Raw genomic sequence first — 16,065 nt, 5'->3', positions numbered from 1 at the left:
ACCGGTCGTCTGCCGCCGGCCCCGCCATCAAGATGGCGGTATTGCGGCGTCGTTTGACGCCGTGCCGGAGCGCCTCAAAGCGCGTCTGTTCGCTCTCTGATCGAGTGTACTATGGATGTAGCAGAACGGGCAATTGTTCCCTCAGGAACGACTGTCCGTGGCGCTGGCGCGCAACGCCGGCGATCAACCAGCCACGAACAGTGCCAGCGCGTGACGCAATAGTTGCGGCGTCTGCCCCGTCCAGCGCTTGAACGAGCGGCGGAAGTTGGTGGCATCATGAAAGCCAAGGTAGGCGGCCACGGCATCGTTATCGTAGCCATGGGCCTGGAACAGATAGATGGCCTTGTGCGCGCGCACCTGGTCCAGCTCGGCCTGGAAATGCGTGCCATGGCGCGCCAGGTGGCGTTTCAGGGTGGCGGGACTGACGCCGAATTCCTGCGCCGTGCGCTCCAGGGTCGGCGCACAGCGGATATTGGCCAGCAGGTAATCGTACAGCGCGCCGAGCAGGCTCGCTGCCGGCACGGGCGCCAGGGCCGCCGCCCGCAAGGCCAGCGCGGCCGCCGTGGCATTGCCGCGTGGCCAGGGTTTATCGAGCCAGCTGGAATCGATGAGCATGGCGTCGACCTGGCAATCGAAACGCAGCGCCTGGCCCAGGTGCACCTCATGCTGCTCGACGTGGCGGGGCCGCGCGCGGTTGAAGCAGAAGCGCCACGGCAGGGACTGCCCGGCCAGCCAGCGGCACATGGCCGCCAGTGCCGTCATGTGCATTTCCACCAAAAAAGGCAGCTGGCTCGGCGCGCCGAATGCATCGACCCAATACAGCACATGCATGTCGCCCGCTTCGCGCAAGCGCGGCTGCAGCAGCGGACACAGCAAGGTATGAAAACCGCACAGGATGCCCAGCGCCTGGCGCAGATTCTGGGCCTGCAGCAAGGCATGGCTGGCGGCGCCGTAATGGCCGGGCAGCATTTGCTGGCCCAGCATGAAGCTGGTGTCGGCACTGTCCAGGCCGCGCGCCACGTTGGCCAGCAATTGCAGGTATTGCGCGGCGCTGACCTGGCTTTCCTCGGACGGCAGCGCGCCGCCATCGAGCCCCGTGCCCTTGAGCAGCGGCGCCACGGCCAGTTCCCGGCTGCGCGCGTAATCGAGCACCAGCGCCGGCTGGTGATGAGCCGCGATGCTGGGGTCGCCTTGCTGGTTCAGCGGCATCAGGCAGGCGCGGCGGAACTGATTCCGGCACCGGAGCGCGGCGTTTCCACGGCCCGGCTCAGCTCGGCCAAGACCACTTCCGGCACGCCATCGGTCAGCGAGCAGGCATGCCGCAGGCTCAGGCGGATTTCGCGGTTATCGTTGGCGTGGTGGCGCATCTGCCCCACCATGGCGCACAGGTGGCGCGCCTTCACGGCCGCATCTTCGCGCGACACGCCCGGCATCAGCACGGCAAAGCGGTCGCCCGCATAGCGGCACAGCAAATCGTCATTGCGCAAGTTCAGCAGCAGCATGTGGCCCACGGCTTGCAGCACGCGGTCGCCTTCGCGGTGGCCGTATTCGCGGTTAATCAGGTGAAAGCTGTCGATATCGAGCAAGACCAGCGCGCAATCGAGGCCGGGCCGGCGCTCCTGCTCCAGGCGCATCTGCGTGCGCAGGTAACTGGCGTCGGCCAGTTGCGTGATGCGGTCGAAGGCGCGGTGGTCGCGGAACAGGCGTTCGCGCTTTTGCAGGTGTTCATTTAACCGGAACTGTTCCTGGCGCCAGTAATACATGCCGATCGTCAGCACCAGCATGCCAAACGGAATCAAGGCTTCCAGCCAGTTATCCCACACGGCGCTCTTATCGACGGCAAAGAATTCATCGAGACAATCGGCCCAGGACCCCAGCATGATGGCGCACAGGCCGCCCGCGATCAGGCGCGTCACCAGCCCGCGGGGCCGGCTGCTGAGGGTAAACAAGAACCAGATGCCCGCCATGACGGCCGTGCCGCCTTCGCAGACGATATCCATCCACTTCCAGATGGCAAACGGTTTAAGGTGCCCCAGTGTGGCATACAGGAACAAGAACAGGGGCAACGCGAGCGCGGCGGCAATCAGGCTGTTACGGTGCAACGGCAGCATGTGGGAAACCTTTAAAAGTGGTGCTGTCGCCACGATAGCGCCCGCCCATGACGGCACGATGACATGCCCTGCGCCCGTGCGGCAGGTGCAAACGGCTCATCATTAGTAGCGCAGCCGATGCAAATCCGGCAAGCCGCATCCCATGCGCCCCGCGCTGGCAGGTCATTTCAGCTCATGGCAGCGCCATTCCAGCCGGAAAGCGTTCGCATGCCGTTGTTTTCAGGGTGGCAAGCCCTTGCCTGTCACGCAACCGTCATATTTGCTGCCTAGAATCCGCCCGGTTCCTTCCCCCTAACCGAGCTCTTCATGAAAACCATGCACACATCGTTCCCCTCCCCGCTGCGCCTCACGGCCCTGGCCCTCGGCATCATGGCCGTCTTCAGCGGCCAAAGCCATGCGCAAGCGCAAGATGCGGACGGCCAGCCGGCCGCCACCGTGGTCGTCAGCGGCCAGCGCGCCAGCCTGCGCAACGCCATCGCCGCGCAAGAGAAAGCCGACAACATCATCAGCGTCATCAGCAGCGACGATATCGGCGGCTTGCCCGACAAAAACGCGGCCGAGGCGCTGGCCCGCTTGCCGGGCGTATCCGTGCAGCGCGACCAGGGCGAAGGCCGCTACATCACGGTACGCGGCCTGGGGCCTGACCTGAACGCCGTCACCATCAACGGCGCGCTGGTGCCGTCGCCGGAAGCGGGCCGCCGCGCCGTGGCGCTGGACATCCTGCCAGCCGGCCTGATCCGCACCTTGGAAGTCTCGAAGACCTTGCTGCCGGAAATGGATGCCAACTCGCTGGGCGCCACCGTCGAGGTGAAATCGCTGTCCGCCTTCGACTTGCCGGGCAAGCTGCTGTCGGCCAACGTGGGCGCCAGCTACGATGAAAAGACGGGCAAGACCAGCCCCAGCGGCGGCGCCCTGTGGGCCCAGCGCTTCCTCGACGGCAAGCTGGGCGTAGCCGCGGGCCTGAGCGCGGAAAAGCGCTCGTTCGGCTCCGACGACGTGGAAACGGGCGGCGCCTGGAGCAAGGGTAAATTGTCGGGCCTGGAATTGCGCGACTACCTGCCCGTGCGCAAGCGCGGCGCGCTGGCCGTCAACCTCGATTACCGTCCCGAAGCGGGCAATAGCTGGTTCCTGCGCTCCTTCGTCAGCGAATTTTCCGATGATGAAGTGCGCGACCGCCTGACCATCAGCAATATCGCGGGCGGCAGCCTGGCCGAAGGAGCCACGGCCAGCGCACGCGCCGAGCGCCGCATCCGCCAGCGCAAGTACACGCAGCAAGTGCGCTCCTTAGTCCTGGGCACGCAGCAAAAATCGGGCGACTGGACGCTGGACGTGAAAGGCGGCCTGAGCCGCGCCACGGAAGACACGCCGGAGTCGCTGAACGATGGCCGTTTCCGCGGCACCAGCAATTTCGCCGGCATCAGCTTCACGGACACGCAGGAACCGAAATTGAGCGGCCCCGCCTCGCTGTACGACCCGGCCAGCTACGCGCTCAACGCCATCACCCTGCAAAAGCGCTACTCGAAGGACAATGAACACCACGCGCGCATCGACCTGGCGCGCAAGTTCGACACCGCCACCCTGAAGTTCGGCGCGAAAGTCAGCCGCCGCGAAAAATCCAATGACACGGATCAATGGGCGTATAACAGCAGCAAGGCTTCCAGCGGCAATTACTGGGGCGCAGGCTCGACCTCGATGAGCAACTTCGTGCAAGGCCACAATCTCGACTACGACCTGGGCAACATCGGCGTGGCGCTGGACCCGGCCCTCATCCGCGCCCGCGTGGCGGGGCTGGACCGCGCCAAGGCGCGCCTGGCCACGGAATCCATCATCAACGACTACCGCATGCATGAAGACATCAACGCCATGTATGTGCAGAACAGCTATGACTTCGACGCCTGGCACATCCTGGGCGGCGTGCGCGCCGAGCGCACCAGCTTTAAGGCGGCCGGCTCGCAAGTGGACAGCGCCGGCGTCGCCACGGCCTTGACGCGCGAACGCTCGTACACCAACTGGCTGCCAAACCTGCAAACCCGTTATGACCTGGATCAAAAGACCAGCGTGCGGGCCGCCTGGACGCAAGCCGTCGTACGCGCCAACTTCAGCCAGCTGGCACCGGGCATCAGCCTGGCCAGCAACACGGAAGCCGTGATCGGCAACCCGGACTTGAAGCCCTTGAAGGCAAACAACCTGGACCTCGGTATCGAAAGAGTGCTGGGCAACGACGGCGTGATGTCGGCCTACGGCTTCTACAAGGACATCAAGAATTTTACGTACACGACGAACCTGGCCGGCACGGGACAGTGGGCAGGCTACACGACGGCCACCTCGTATGCGAATGGCGACGCGGCAAAGGTGAAAGGCATCGAACTGGCCTACATGCAGCCGCTGCGCATGCTGCCGGCGCCGTTCAACAAGTTTCTCGTCGGCGTGAACGGCACCCTGAGCACCTCGAGCGCGCAAATCGGCCGCTTCGACAAGGCCAGCAACAAGCCGCTGAACCGCGACATCCGCCTGCCGGGCCAGTCGAACCAGGTGATGAACTTGATGCTGGGCTATGAAACGGGGCCGGTCAGCGCCCGCCTGGCCCTCAACTACAAATCGCCTTACCTGCTGGAAATGGGCGGCGACATCCTCGACCAAAGCCAGGACCATATCGTCGCCAGCCAGAAGCAGCTCGATTTCTCGCTGTCGTACCAGATCAATAAACAGTTCCAGCTGATGTTTGAGGCGGCTAACCTGAACAACGAGAAATACTACGTGTATCAAGGCACGAAACAGTACAACGTGCAGAACGAACAATATGGCCGCACCTTTAAGGTGAGCCTGAAAGCCAGCGCCTTCTGATGATGATCTCCAATAACATGAAAAAAACCGTACTCTGCAGCGCCTTGCTGGCTGCCTTCTGCCTCGCGGGCACGGCGCAAGCCGCGCCTACCCAAGCCGTTCCCTCCTTCACGCAGGAAGCGGAAGAACTGGCGCGCCTGCCCGGCGGCGGCTGGCTGCTGCTCGACAAGCACGGCTTGCGCCTGTTCAACGCAGCCGGCCAGGAGCAGGACCGCATCGCCGTGCGCGCCAAGCAGCTCGACACGCGCAGCGATGGCGGCAAGGTGCTGGCCGTCTTCCTGGAAGCGGACACGCAGCGCCCCCTGCCCGTCTCCGTCGACGTGCAGGCCGGCAAGCTGAACCGCCTGGCGCCATTTCCCGTGCCCACATTTTCCGTGGAAGCATCGTGCCTGTACCGCGACGCCCAGCAGCTAGCCCATCTGTTCTTGATCGGCAAGGATGGCCAAGCGGAACAGTGGGTGATGCAGGGTGAACAGCGCAGCCTGGTGCGCAAACTGGCCTTGCCGCCGCACGCGAAACATTGCCGGGTCGACGATGGCGCCCAGCGCCTGCTGGTGAGCGAAGCCAACATGGGCGTCTGGGCGTATGACGCCGAGTCCGAAGGCATGGGCAAACGCGAAGTGGTCGCCCTGCGCAAGCCGTACGGCCAGCTGGACGGCGGCGCCGGGGCGCTGGCCGTGCTGCCGGGCGGCGTGGCAGTACTCGACGGCAAGGCGGAAAAGCTGCACCTGTTCGCCCATCAGGGGAGTCAATGGACGGCCATGCCGCCGCAAGCCGTGGCCTTGAACGTGCGCAAGGGCGACAGCCAGCTGGCACTCAATGGAAATTCGTTGATGTTACGCGGCAAGAATGGTTGGCAGGCGCGGCCCTTGAAATGGGCTGGCCAGGCGGAAACGCAGCCTGCCGTGGCCATCATCGCCCCCCAAGCGCAGACGGAACCGATGGCGCGCCAGGGCGACGCGGCCGACGATCCTGCCATCTGGCTGTCCAGCAACCCCGCCGACGCGCGCATCCTCGGCACCAACAAGAAACAAGGTTTATTGGTCTACGACCTGCAAGGCAAGCAAACCCAACTGCTGGAAGTGGGCCGCCTGAACAACGTCGACGTGCGGCAGAACATCAGTCTTGGCGGCAGCAAGGTCGACCTGGCCGTGGCCACCCAGCGCGACGACAACAGCATGATGTTGTTCACCATCAATGCCAGCGGCGACGTGGCGGAAGCGGGCCGTTTTCCTACCGGCCTGAAAAGCATCTATGGCATGTGTTTGTACCAGCCGGCCGGCGGCGGCGTGCAAGCGTTCATCAACGACAAGGACGGCACCTTCCAGCAGTACAGCATCGGCATGAATGGCAACAAGTTCAGCGCCACCCTCTTGCGCAGCTTCAAGGTGGCCACCCAACCGGAAGGCTGCGTGGCCGACGACGCCAACGCCCGCCTGTTCCTGGGCGAGGAAACGCGCGGCATCTGGACCACCTCGGCAGACGCCGCCAAGCCGGACGCCCTCGCCATGGTCTTGCCCGTCGGCGCGAACCTGACGGCCGATGTGGAAGGCATGGCCATCTACCGCCAGCCTGGCGCCAAGGCCAATACGGGCTACCTGATCGTCTCGAGCCAGGGCGACAGCAGCTACGTGGTGCTCGACGCGCAAGCGCCCTACAAGGTGCGCGGTCGCTTCAAAGTCGGGTTCAACCTGCCCGCCGGCATCGACGGCACCTCGGAAACGGACGGCCTCGACGTCACCTCCGCCAACCTGGGCGGCGCGTATGCGCAAGGCATGCTGGTGATCCAGGACGGCTACAAGCGCTTGCCGGACGGACCGCAGAACTTCAAGTATGTGGCGTGGGGGGATGTGGCGAAGGCCTTGAAGCTGGAATAATCAGGCGGGGCCGGCCCCGCCGGGGGGATGCGCCCTAATGGGGCGCATCCCGATCCCGAGGAGCCCGGCCCCGATACTATCTGCGCGGCATATCGATATGAAATGGCAGGCGCTTGCCACACAAGTCCACCATGCCCGACACGGCTAGTCGATCCGCCGACAATTCAATGATGTTGATGGCCGACACGTCACCATATTCCATCATATAGATACCCGATTCCTCTGCCTCGGGATGCATATCCAGCATCCCGATCGCCAGCGCTTCTCCCTGCCCTTCCGGTATGCGCAAGCCATGCAGGAAAAATGCCGGCGGATACAACGCCCACGACCATTCCGCATCCTCCGGCTCGGTCAAGCGCATAAACACCTCATCGTCGCCGTGGATATCGATATTCAGCTCCAGCATGCCGCTGCCATGAGCTTCCAGACTAATGTTTGATTTCGCTACATTCACTTCAAAATTGGTGTTGCCGATACTAAAAACAATCATTCAATACTACTCCTGAGTTACAAGTAAATAGACGGCACGATAAACAGTAAGGAATGCAGGATTGCCCTGCCTTCATCATATTCATTCAACTATTGTCAATGCGCACAGCAATGACATTAAACTTTACCATCTTTAATAATGTCAATAAATGCAAGAAAGGTCCGTTTATCCGCAAAACAGATAAAACTTGTAATGTCCGCCCCCCAAAGCAGCCGTTGTCTAAGAGTGGAGGCATCGGCCAGCAGCAATCGGTATGTGCCGGTGTCGTTTTCTTATTCCTTCAACCGATAAACGATAGGAATGATCTCGCCAAAGTAAAAGTGCTGGCTGGATTGCTGCTCTACCACAGTACCGGCTGGATAGGAAATGCGCAACTTCGGCCCCGACATCCACTCCATTTCCACGTCATCGAAAGCGCAATAAGCGACGAACACGCTGCCCCCGCCGCGCGATTCGCGGACCTCCCGCTCTAGATAGACTTGCATAAATGCAGCGCCGGGCAGACTGAATGCCACTGCCTTGCCGCGTCCATCTGGGGATGCGACTTCATGGCTGGGGACTGGCTCAACCTTCTTGGTCTTTCTCGGGCGACGGGCTTTAGGCTGCGGGCCGAGTAACTTTGTCCGCAGTTCCGCCAAGACTCCGCGCCGTTTTTCTAGAAGCTTGCCTGACCATCTCCCCAGGTCAGAGTCGCGGTCGATCACCGCCAGCGCCTCGTGCAGAACTTCCGCCTGTAAGCATCCATATTCACATTGTGTTGCTGCAAGTGCTAACCAGAACACCGGGCCATCGTCGGTATCGTCAATGGACGAGGACCACGCACACAAGAGCGCCTTCGACGCCTCCTCCGCAGAATGCCCCTCCCGGAGTCGATTGAGAAAGTCTTCGCGCACCTCACTCGCGGTATCGTCGTGAAATAAACCAGCGCCGTAGGTCCCCATACGGTTCCTTGTTCTGTTGAGTACTTTGATGATTATTCGCGACGCCACCTTGCTGCTCCACGCATCAATTGAACGACCGCATTTGGCCGAACTCGGTCGACAGCGCTCAGCATAGCAGCTTGTCCAACTGCAAAAATCACAGACTCTCACTCTCGCCTGAAACCGCCCAAAAGCCGCCTGTCGCGTATCCTTCGAAGCTGACACTGTCCCGCGTGTCAAAATGATCGCAACGCCACCTTTTAAGGCCGAACCTGACGCCGCCAATGCACAAGGGCGGCGGCCCTATAACTTTCTTAAAGTGGCAGCTTGAAGACGCCATTCGCTGATGTCACCAGCAAGGCACCGTTGGCGTCGAATGCCAGCCCCATCGGCCGATTCAGGGCACCAGCGAAGGCGCCGAGCGTGTTGCCGGTCAATCCACGCGTGCCAGCCACCGTGGTGACCTCGCCGCTGGTACTAATTCTCCGTACAAGGTTGTTCTCCGTATCGGCGACATATACATTGCCAGCCTTATCAAGTGTGATGCCATGCGGCCCGTTGAAGCTTGCAGCGCTGCCTCTGCCGTCCGCGTCGCCGGCGACGCCAGTTGTTCCGGCCAGCGTGGTCACGACACCGGCTGGCGTGATCTTGCGCACATTGTGATTGAGCGAATCCGTCAGGTACAAATTGCCACTGGCGTCAAAGGCTATCGCCCTCAGGTAGCCGAAGCGCGCCTGTGCCAAGCTGCCGTCGGCAGTGCCTCCGCTCCCGCCCCCCAGAGTGCCTGTCAGCGTAGTGACGTTGCCGTTGGCATCGACCTTGCGGACGGCTTGATAGTCTGCGACGTATAAAGTAGCGTTGCCATCAATCGCAATCCCGTTGGTGCTGGAGAAACCTGCTTTGGCGCCCTGGCCATCAGTGGGCCGGCTCCTGTTTTCGTAACTACCGGCCAAAGTGGTCACGACTCCGTCATTACCGACCCTGCGGATGGTGTTACGAAAGGCGTCGGCTATGTAGACGACGCCATCACTGCCTACAACGATACCGGCGGGCTGTGCAAATGTCGCCTGCGCGCCGGTGCCATCGCCCGAACTCAGGAAGGAGCCATGGCCCGGGTTGCCTGCCAAGGTGCTAGTGACCCCGACAGCACTGACCCTGCGTATCGACTGATTGCCGGTATCAGCGACAAAGAGGGTGCCGTCGCTGTGCAAAGCGATCGCTTGTGGCCCGGCGAAGCGGGCCTCGCTGGCCAAGCCGTCTGTGACTCCAATGCCAGCGTTGCTGCCGGTGATGGTAGTGACTTCCCCCGATGGGGTAATCTTACGCACGCCATTGAGCTGCAGGCCGGGATTGGAATCTGACACGTATACATTGCCAGCGCCGTCCACGGCCAGCCCGTATGGCAAGTTGAATCGCGCAGCCGCACCGATGCCATCAGCCACGGCAGGACGCAGTTGTGAGGCGGTGCCTGCCAGCGTCGATACGACGCCTGCCGGGGTGATTTTTCGGATCGTATGATTTCCCTCGTCAGCGACAAACAGATTGCCCTGCTTATCGATGGTTAAGCCGTTCAGGGAGCTGAAGGTGGCCACCGCACCCGCGCCGTCGGCGGAGCCGTAGGCGCTGCCGCCAGCCAGCGTAGATACGATCCCGGCAGGGGTCAACTTGCGGATCCGGCTGCCAACGATGCCATTGATATTGCTGCCGGCATCGGCGACATAAATCGCTCCGGCGGTATCCACCGCGATGCCACTGATGCCGCCGAAACGCGCGGACTTGGCATCGCCGTCGGACGTACCATATGTCCGGGAGATGCCAGCCAAGGTGGTGACAGTGCCGTCAGGAGTGATTTTGCGGATGGTGGCCCCTCCGCCCACATAGACACTGCCGCTGGCATCCACAGTAATCGCCAACATGGAGTCAAAGCTGGCGGCTGTTCCTTTGCCATCTGCCGCGCCGCAGCTGGAACTGCCGGCCAGCGTAGTCAACAGACCTGCGGGGCTGATCTTGTGTATCACGCAGCCTTGGTCGGTCGCGTACAAGTTTCCCATGGCATCACGTGTCAGCGAGACCACCTGCGACAGCTGCGCATTGGCATCACCGGCGGCGGCTGTCAATGTCAGCATGTGTGACACGCCTTGTTGTGTCACCACCCGCAAATGACTGTCGTCTGCTCGGTCGGATAAGTAGATGGCACCATTGTCATCCACAGCGATACCTTTGATCTCGACGTGGCCATTGAAGCTGTTACCTGCTATGGCGCCCGCCAGCAATGACTTGCTTGCCACGGTCAGTTTGGCGGCGGAGCTGGTGATGCTTCCCGCGCTGTTTCGCACGATAACCGTCCACAGGGTGCCATTATCACTCACCTGCACTTGCAGCATGTATTGCGCGGAGGTGGCGCCAACCACGTCGCTACCGTTACGCTGCCATTGGTAACTAAGGGGCGCTGTGCCGGTGGCAGTCACGGAAAAAGTTACACTGCCGCCCTCAGGGGCAGAAATGCTCAATGGCTGGGCAGAAATAGATGGCGCGTTTGACGCCGCGGGGGTATTGGTGGGAGCGGAACCACCGCCGCCGCAGCTGGCAACGGCGGCCAAAAGCAGGAGGGGTATCAGCTTGATGCAGGCCATAGGCAAATTTATTTTTCGCATTTCTGTCTTGAATGTTGGATTGAAGCGGATTGAGACATCTAGTGGGCCTACTACCAACGTCTTGTAGCTTGCCCCAACGTCAAAAGCCCAGTCACAAGCGTATGAGTGTATTTCTCCATCACGTAACGTCTGGTATTGGCCGATTGCCGACTCTTTTAGTCGAAATCCCGATTAGCATTAATATCAGTCTTTAATGTGCTAATGGTAAAGACTGTTCGATTAGGAGCGGCTTCTCCCGATCATTAGTAAACAATTTTACAACTGTAGCGCATTTTGCAACATGATATAGAAAAAGAAGCCGCGATGCACCAGTCATGTCAGCAACTACCTCGTTAAATTTCCTCGGCTTACCAATCTGCCAGCGACTGCCAGCCTCAGGCATATTAGAATACCGTCTCATGACCTCCCCTGCCTCGACCTCCGCCCTCCCAGACAGCATCCTGCTCCCTTCCCTGGCCGTCTTGGGAGGGCAAATTTCCGTCAATCTGGGGGCGGCGATTGCGAAGAATCTGTTTCCTGTCATTGGTGTGGAAGGGATTACGGCGTACCGGGTCGGATTTTCGGCGCTGATCCTGCTGGCCATCTTCCGGCCGTGGCGCTACCGACTGACGCGCAAGGATGTGCTGAACTTGCTGGTCTATGGTTCCGTGCTGGGGTTGATGAATCTGCTGATTTACCGGGCGTTTGCGCTGATACCGATCGGTATCGCCGTCGCCATCGAGGTGACGGGGCCGCTGGCGGTGGCCATGCTGTCGTCGCGGCGACCCCGCGATTTGCTGGCCGTCGCGTGCGCCGTGTTCGGCTTGTATTTGCTGTTGCCGCTGCAAGGCAGTCCGGGCAGCCTGGACCCCGTCGGCGTCGCGTATGCGCTGGGAGCGGCGCTGTGCTGGGCGCTGTATATCATCTTCGGCAAGCGCGCCTCCACCTTGCAAGGCGGCCAGGCTGTGGCCTGGGGCATGACGGTGGCGGCCATGGTGACGGTGCCTATCGGCGTCGCATATTCGGGCTCGGCCCTGCTGGCGCCATCGATTGCGCTGATGGGCCTGGCCATTGCCATGCTGTCCAGCGCCCTGCCGTATTCGCTGGAAATCTTTGCCCTTCGCCGTTTGCCGCAAGGCGTGTTCGGCATGTTCAGCAGCGCGGCGCCCGCCGTCAGCGCGCTTGCCGCCATGGCCGTACTGGGAGAGCTGCTGAGCCTGACCCAGTGGCTGGCCATCGCCTGCATCGTGTTTGCGTCGGCCATGGCGGCGCTCGGCGCGCAGGGCGGCAAGCGCTAGCGCCATTCAGGCCATCCCGCATCGATTCCTGCGCGCTTCCTGCAGCTATTCCTGCGCCGCTGCCTGGCATCGCTGCGCCGCTGACGGACAGGTTTTGATGCCCGCCTGTAAAATACGTCATTGCTTGCCATATCGTGCACTCGCCTCACCGATGACCTATCCATTTCTTTTTCGCTGGTTCTCCCCTCTCGCCGCCGCAGCCTTGCTGCTGGCGCCAGTCGTCACCGCACAGGCGGCCGCTCCTGCCGCACTCACGGGCAACGCCGAAGCGGGCAAGGCGGCCTTTCGCAAGTGCGCCTCTTGCCACCAGGTGGGGCCATCGGCGCGCGGCGGCTTCGGCCCCAAGCTGACGGGCGTGATCGGCCGCAAGGCCGGCTCCACCACCGACTATAAATACTCGGCGGCCATGAAAAACGCGAATATCGTCTGGACCGAGCAAAACCTGGCCGGCTTCCTGAAAGCACCGAGCGACTTCATTCCCGGCAATAACATGCGCTTCTGGGGCATCGGTAATGCGCAGCAAGTGGCTGACTTGCTCGCCTATCTGCGCACGCAGTAAGCGCATGCAATAAGCACATGCAATAACGTCAGCGTCCAAGCTGGCCGAGCGCCAGCCTGGACGCAGGCTGGCGCATGCACGCGCACAAGGCGGCATCAGGCCCCTGACGCCAGATCAAATTCCCGGCGCTTGCAGCACGCCCTTGCGCTTCTTGTGCGCGCCTCCTAGTCGCGCAGACGACTCTAGGGCTTGGCTGGCAACTTGCGCACGCACAGATAGATGGAATACAGCGCCGCCAGCCCCACCAGCACGTACACGCCGCGCGACGCCGTCGACATGGCACCGAGGATGCGGGCCACGATATCGATATCGAACAAGCCCACCAGCGCCCAGTTCAAGCCGCCCACGATCAGCAGGATCATCGAGATCCAGTCCACCACGTTCAGGCGCTTGGCCGTCATTTCCTCATTTGCCGCACCGTCCGATCCTGCCTGGATATTCGCCATGTCAGCCTCCTGTGAATAAGAAGAAAGACCCGCCGCCGGGTCCTTGCAAGGAACAGTGTAGACGCGGCGCCGGCATGCGCCAGTCGGACGATGCCGGGTATCGAGGTAGGATGCGTCTGCAATACGGCGGGTGATTTTATCTGGCAACATGCCATGCCGCTGTTGCCAAACAGGCAGTGACTAATTCCAACATGGAAATATTTATAGATTACTTAGTACCGCGCTGCTACACTCATTTCACCCCGGCAACTTCAGGGGACAAGCGCCGCGTCATGCCGCAGGCATGGGAACCGGCCACCATGGGACAACAGCTGAGGGGACATGAATATTTCAAACATACGTATCGGTGTGCGCCTGACCACAGGCTTTTTGCTCACTTCGCTGTTACTGGCCGTGGTGGTGGTCATCAGCACATGGCAGCTGTCGGCGGTAAGCGGGGAAATCGACAGCAGCGTGAACCAGCGCTACGCGCGCATCGCGCAATTGCAGGCCACGCGCAACAGCACGCAGGAACAGCCGGCCCTGCGCGAGCTCGATCAGCAGATCGCTACGCAATCGGTGCAGATGCGCACGGCGGCCGAGGCGGCCATGGCCCGCGCGAACGATACCAGCGTGCTGATCATTGCGCTGGGCCTGGTCGGCGGCGTGTTGAGCCTGGCGACGGCCTGGTTCATCAGCAGCGGCATCGTGCGTCCCTTGCGGCATGCCGTCAAAGTGGCGCGCAAGGTGGCTGGCGGCGACTTGAGCGAACATATCCGCGTCGATTCCCGCGATGAAGTGGGGCAACTGCTGCAGGCCCTGAAAGACATGAATGCCAGCCTGATCACGATCGTGGGCGAGGTGCGCGGCGGCACGCACGAGATCGCGGGCGCCTCGGGAGAAATTGCCGCCGGCAACCTGGACTTGTCACAGCGCACGCAGGCGCAAGCCAGTTCGCTGGAGCGCACGGCCGCCTCGATGGACGAGCTGACTGGCACCGTCAAGCAAAATGCCGATAACGCACGGCAAGCCAATCAGCTGGCGCAATCGGCCGCCGCCGTCGCAGGCAAAGGGGGGACGGTCGTGGCGCAAGTGGTTGATACCATGAGCTCGATCAACGCTTCCTCGAAAAAGATCGTTGACATCATCGGGGTCATCGACGCCATCGCCTTCCAGACGAATATCCTGGCCCTGAATGCCGCCGTGGAAGCGGCGCGGGCCGGAGAACAGGGGCGCGGTTTTGCCGTCGTGGCCGCTGAAGTGCGCACCCTGGCCCAGCGTTCTGCCGGCGCGGCAAAAGAAATCAAGCAGCTGATCGGCGACTCCGTCGAGCGGGTCGACGCTGGCGCCCGCCTGGTCGACACGGCCGGCGCCACCATGCGCGAGATCGTGGCCAGCGTGCACCGCGTTACGGACATCATGGGCGAGATCAGCATGGCCAGCGGCGAGCAATTGTCCGGCATCGAACAAGTCAATGCCGCCATCGTGCAGATGGAACAGGTGACGCAGCAAAATGCGGCCCTGGTGGAGCAGGCATCGACGGCGGCGGCCAGCATGCAGCAGCGCGCCACGCTACTGTCAGGCACGGTGGGCATCTTCAAACTGAGCCGTGATCAAGTGTCAGCCCAAGTCGGGCACGGCATCAGCCTGGTAGCCGCGCAGACCACGCACGCCGTCACCGCGCCGGCAAACCTGTCTTCCGCAAGCGTTAGAGCGCGGCTGAAAGCCTGAGTTCCCCAGCTCATCGCCTCGCCGCGATAAATTCGCTATAGCTGCTTGTACATGACCGTGGTGGCGTCCAGCCGGTCACCGGCCGGCGCCAGCGCATAGCCGGGGATGCTGCCGGCCACCACATAGCCGAGCGACAAATACAGCGGTTCCGCATGGTCGCTGCTGCGCGTATCCAGGGTCAGCAGGCTGCGCGGCAAGAGGCGCGCCTGTTCTTCCAGCGCCTGCATCAGTTGGCGCGCAAGGCCGCGCCGGCGGAAAGCGGGCGCGACCAGCAGCTTGCGCACTTCGGCCCGGTGTGCCTGGTTGGGATTGGTGTCCCAGTCCAGCTGCACGGCGCCCGCCACCTGCCCGTCCACCTCGGCCACCAGCAGCAGGCGCACGCCGCGCGTGACGGCCGGCAAGACGTTATCCGTCCAGAACGCCTGGCTGGCCGCCGTGTCGAAGGGCAAGATAAAACCGATGCTGGCGCCGTCGTGCACGCAGTTTTGCAGCAAGGCCCCCAGTTCCGGCAAGCGGTCACGTACATCGGTGGATGAAAAATGGCGTAGCGATACGGACATGGTGGCCTCAGACAAGAAAAAGAAAATAGCGGGCGCCGCTATCCGGCGGCGTCGTGAACGCGCTGGGGCCATGCAGCTGGTAGCGCAGGCAGTCGCCGGCCAGCAAGTCGTGCGCGCGGCCGTCGACGGTCACGTTCAGCTTGCCTTGCTGCAGCAACAGATGGTGTTCCATGCCGGGCCGGGGCGAGGCCGCGTAGGCGATCGTCACGCCAGCGCCCAGCTCGCATTCGAGCGCTTCGCCAGCCAGCGCGCGCGACGGGGGCGAAACGGAGCGGCGGATAAAGCCCGTGTCCGGGTCGCTCCACACGCTTTGCTCGGCCCGCCGCAGCAGGGGTGGAAAGTCGTCTTCCACCATGCGTAGCAGGCGCGACATGGCCAAGCCATATGCGGCGCACAGCTTGCCCAGCACGCTTGTAGTCGGGCTGACCTCGCCATTTTCCAGGCGTGACAGGGTGGCGCGGCTGACCTGGCTGGCACTGGCCAGCTGGTCTAGCGACCAGCCCCGCTCCACACGCAACTGCTTTAAACGGGCCGCCAGCCGCTGTTCCGTATCGTTCTCTATGAGTGCCGAATTTTCCATATATGGGAATTTATCCCTCATATGAAAAACAGTCAAG

Annotated in this window: 13 protein-coding genes; 5 read left to right on the top strand and 8 right to left on the bottom strand. The window is 62.1% G+C overall.

The window, feature by feature from the left end:
* Positions 1 to 183 precede the first annotated feature (183 nt).
* Together IGS58_RS11955 and IGS58_RS11950 are read right to left on the bottom strand one after the other, a co-directional pair.
* The gene (locus tag IGS58_RS11955) at positions 184 to 1,209 is read right to left on the bottom strand and encodes an AraC family transcriptional regulator (RefSeq protein ID WP_034785941.1); all 1,026 of its coding nucleotides are present in this window, start codon (positions 1,207 to 1,209) and stop codon (positions 184 to 186) included.
* A complete protein-coding gene (locus tag IGS58_RS11950) occupies positions 1,209 to 2,111 on the bottom strand; it encodes a GGDEF domain-containing protein (protein WP_151095546.1) in 903 nt (300 codons plus the stop codon). Before IGS58_RS11950 ends, IGS58_RS11955 begins: the two co-directional genes overlap by 1 nt.
* Before the next feature lie 306 nt (positions 2,112 to 2,417).
* Here IGS58_RS11950 and IGS58_RS11945 point away from each other — a divergent pair, with 306 nt between their 5' ends.
* Together IGS58_RS11945 and IGS58_RS11940 are read left to right on the top strand one after the other, a co-directional pair.
* The gene (locus IGS58_RS11945) at positions 2,418 to 4,955 is read left to right on the top strand and encodes a TonB-dependent receptor (RefSeq protein WP_230521494.1); all 2,538 of its coding nucleotides are present in this window, start codon (positions 2,418 to 2,420) and stop codon (positions 4,953 to 4,955) included.
* A complete protein-coding gene (locus tag IGS58_RS11940; RefSeq protein WP_230521493.1) occupies positions 4,955 to 6,832 on the top strand; it encodes a phytase in 1,878 nt (625 codons plus the stop codon). The genes IGS58_RS11945 and IGS58_RS11940 overlap by 1 nt, the downstream gene beginning before the upstream one ends.
* 76 nt (positions 6,833 to 6,908) lie before the next feature.
* On the opposite strand, the gene IGS58_RS11935 is transcribed toward IGS58_RS11940, so the two are convergent.
* The 3 genes from IGS58_RS11935 to IGS58_RS11925 form a co-directional block, all read right to left on the bottom strand.
* The gene (locus tag IGS58_RS11935) at positions 6,909 to 7,322 is read right to left on the bottom strand and encodes a hypothetical protein (protein WP_230521492.1); all 414 of its coding nucleotides are present in this window, start codon (positions 7,320 to 7,322) and stop codon (positions 6,909 to 6,911) included.
* 272 nt (positions 7,323 to 7,594) lie between these two features.
* Positions 7,595 to 8,263 (bottom strand): hypothetical protein, encoded by a 669-nt coding sequence (locus IGS58_RS11930; RefSeq protein ID WP_230521491.1) that lies wholly within the window; start codon positions 8,261 to 8,263, stop codon positions 7,595 to 7,597.
* A 293-nt stretch (positions 8,264 to 8,556) separates the two neighbouring features.
* Complete coding sequence (locus IGS58_RS11925) at positions 8,557 to 10,896, bottom strand: NHL domain-containing protein (RefSeq protein WP_230521490.1); 2,340 nt, start codon at positions 10,894 to 10,896, stop codon at positions 8,557 to 8,559.
* Between the two features lie 398 nt (positions 10,897 to 11,294).
* Here IGS58_RS11925 and IGS58_RS11920 point away from each other — a divergent pair, with 398 nt between their 5' ends.
* The gene (locus IGS58_RS11920; protein ID WP_170846261.1) at positions 11,295 to 12,173 is read left to right on the top strand and encodes an EamA family transporter; all 879 of its coding nucleotides are present in this window, start codon (positions 11,295 to 11,297) and stop codon (positions 12,171 to 12,173) included.
* A gap of 151 nt (positions 12,174 to 12,324) precedes the next feature.
* Positions 12,325 to 12,732 carry a c-type cytochrome gene (locus IGS58_RS11915; RefSeq protein ID WP_230521489.1) on the top strand — a complete coding sequence of 136 codons (408 nt, stop codon included), beginning with the start codon at positions 12,325 to 12,327 and terminating at the stop codon, positions 12,730 to 12,732.
* A 182-nt stretch (positions 12,733 to 12,914) separates the two neighbouring features.
* On the opposite strand, the gene IGS58_RS11910 is transcribed toward IGS58_RS11915, so the two are convergent.
* Positions 12,915 to 13,178: a DUF378 domain-containing protein gene (locus IGS58_RS11910; RefSeq protein WP_199534280.1), complete on the bottom strand. Its 264-nt coding sequence runs from the start codon at positions 13,176 to 13,178 to the stop codon at positions 12,915 to 12,917.
* A gap of 321 nt (positions 13,179 to 13,499) precedes the next feature.
* Between IGS58_RS11910 and IGS58_RS11905 the strand changes: the two genes are divergently transcribed.
* The gene (locus IGS58_RS11905; RefSeq protein WP_329957985.1) at positions 13,500 to 14,888 is read left to right on the top strand and encodes a methyl-accepting chemotaxis protein; all 1,389 of its coding nucleotides are present in this window, start codon (positions 13,500 to 13,502) and stop codon (positions 14,886 to 14,888) included.
* A 35-nt stretch (positions 14,889 to 14,923) separates the two neighbouring features.
* On the opposite strand, the gene IGS58_RS11900 is transcribed toward IGS58_RS11905, so the two are convergent.
* Together IGS58_RS11900 and IGS58_RS11895 are read right to left on the bottom strand one after the other, a co-directional pair.
* Positions 14,924 to 15,448, bottom strand: a complete 525-nt coding sequence (locus IGS58_RS11900; protein ID WP_230521488.1) for a GNAT family N-acetyltransferase — start codon at positions 15,446 to 15,448, stop codon at positions 14,924 to 14,926.
* Positions 15,449 to 15,455: 7 nt separating this feature from the next.
* The gene (locus IGS58_RS11895; protein WP_230521487.1) at positions 15,456 to 16,028 is read right to left on the bottom strand and encodes a helix-turn-helix domain-containing protein; all 573 of its coding nucleotides are present in this window, start codon (positions 16,026 to 16,028) and stop codon (positions 15,456 to 15,458) included.
* Between the last annotated feature and the right edge of the window lie 37 nt (positions 16,029 to 16,065).

The organism is Janthinobacterium sp. EB271-G4-7A, from assembly GCF_020858075.1.
Classification (GTDB): Bacteria; Pseudomonadota; Gammaproteobacteria; order Burkholderiales; family Burkholderiaceae_D; genus Janthinobacterium; species Janthinobacterium lividum.
This window is presented reverse-complemented; position numbering and strand designations above follow the sequence as displayed.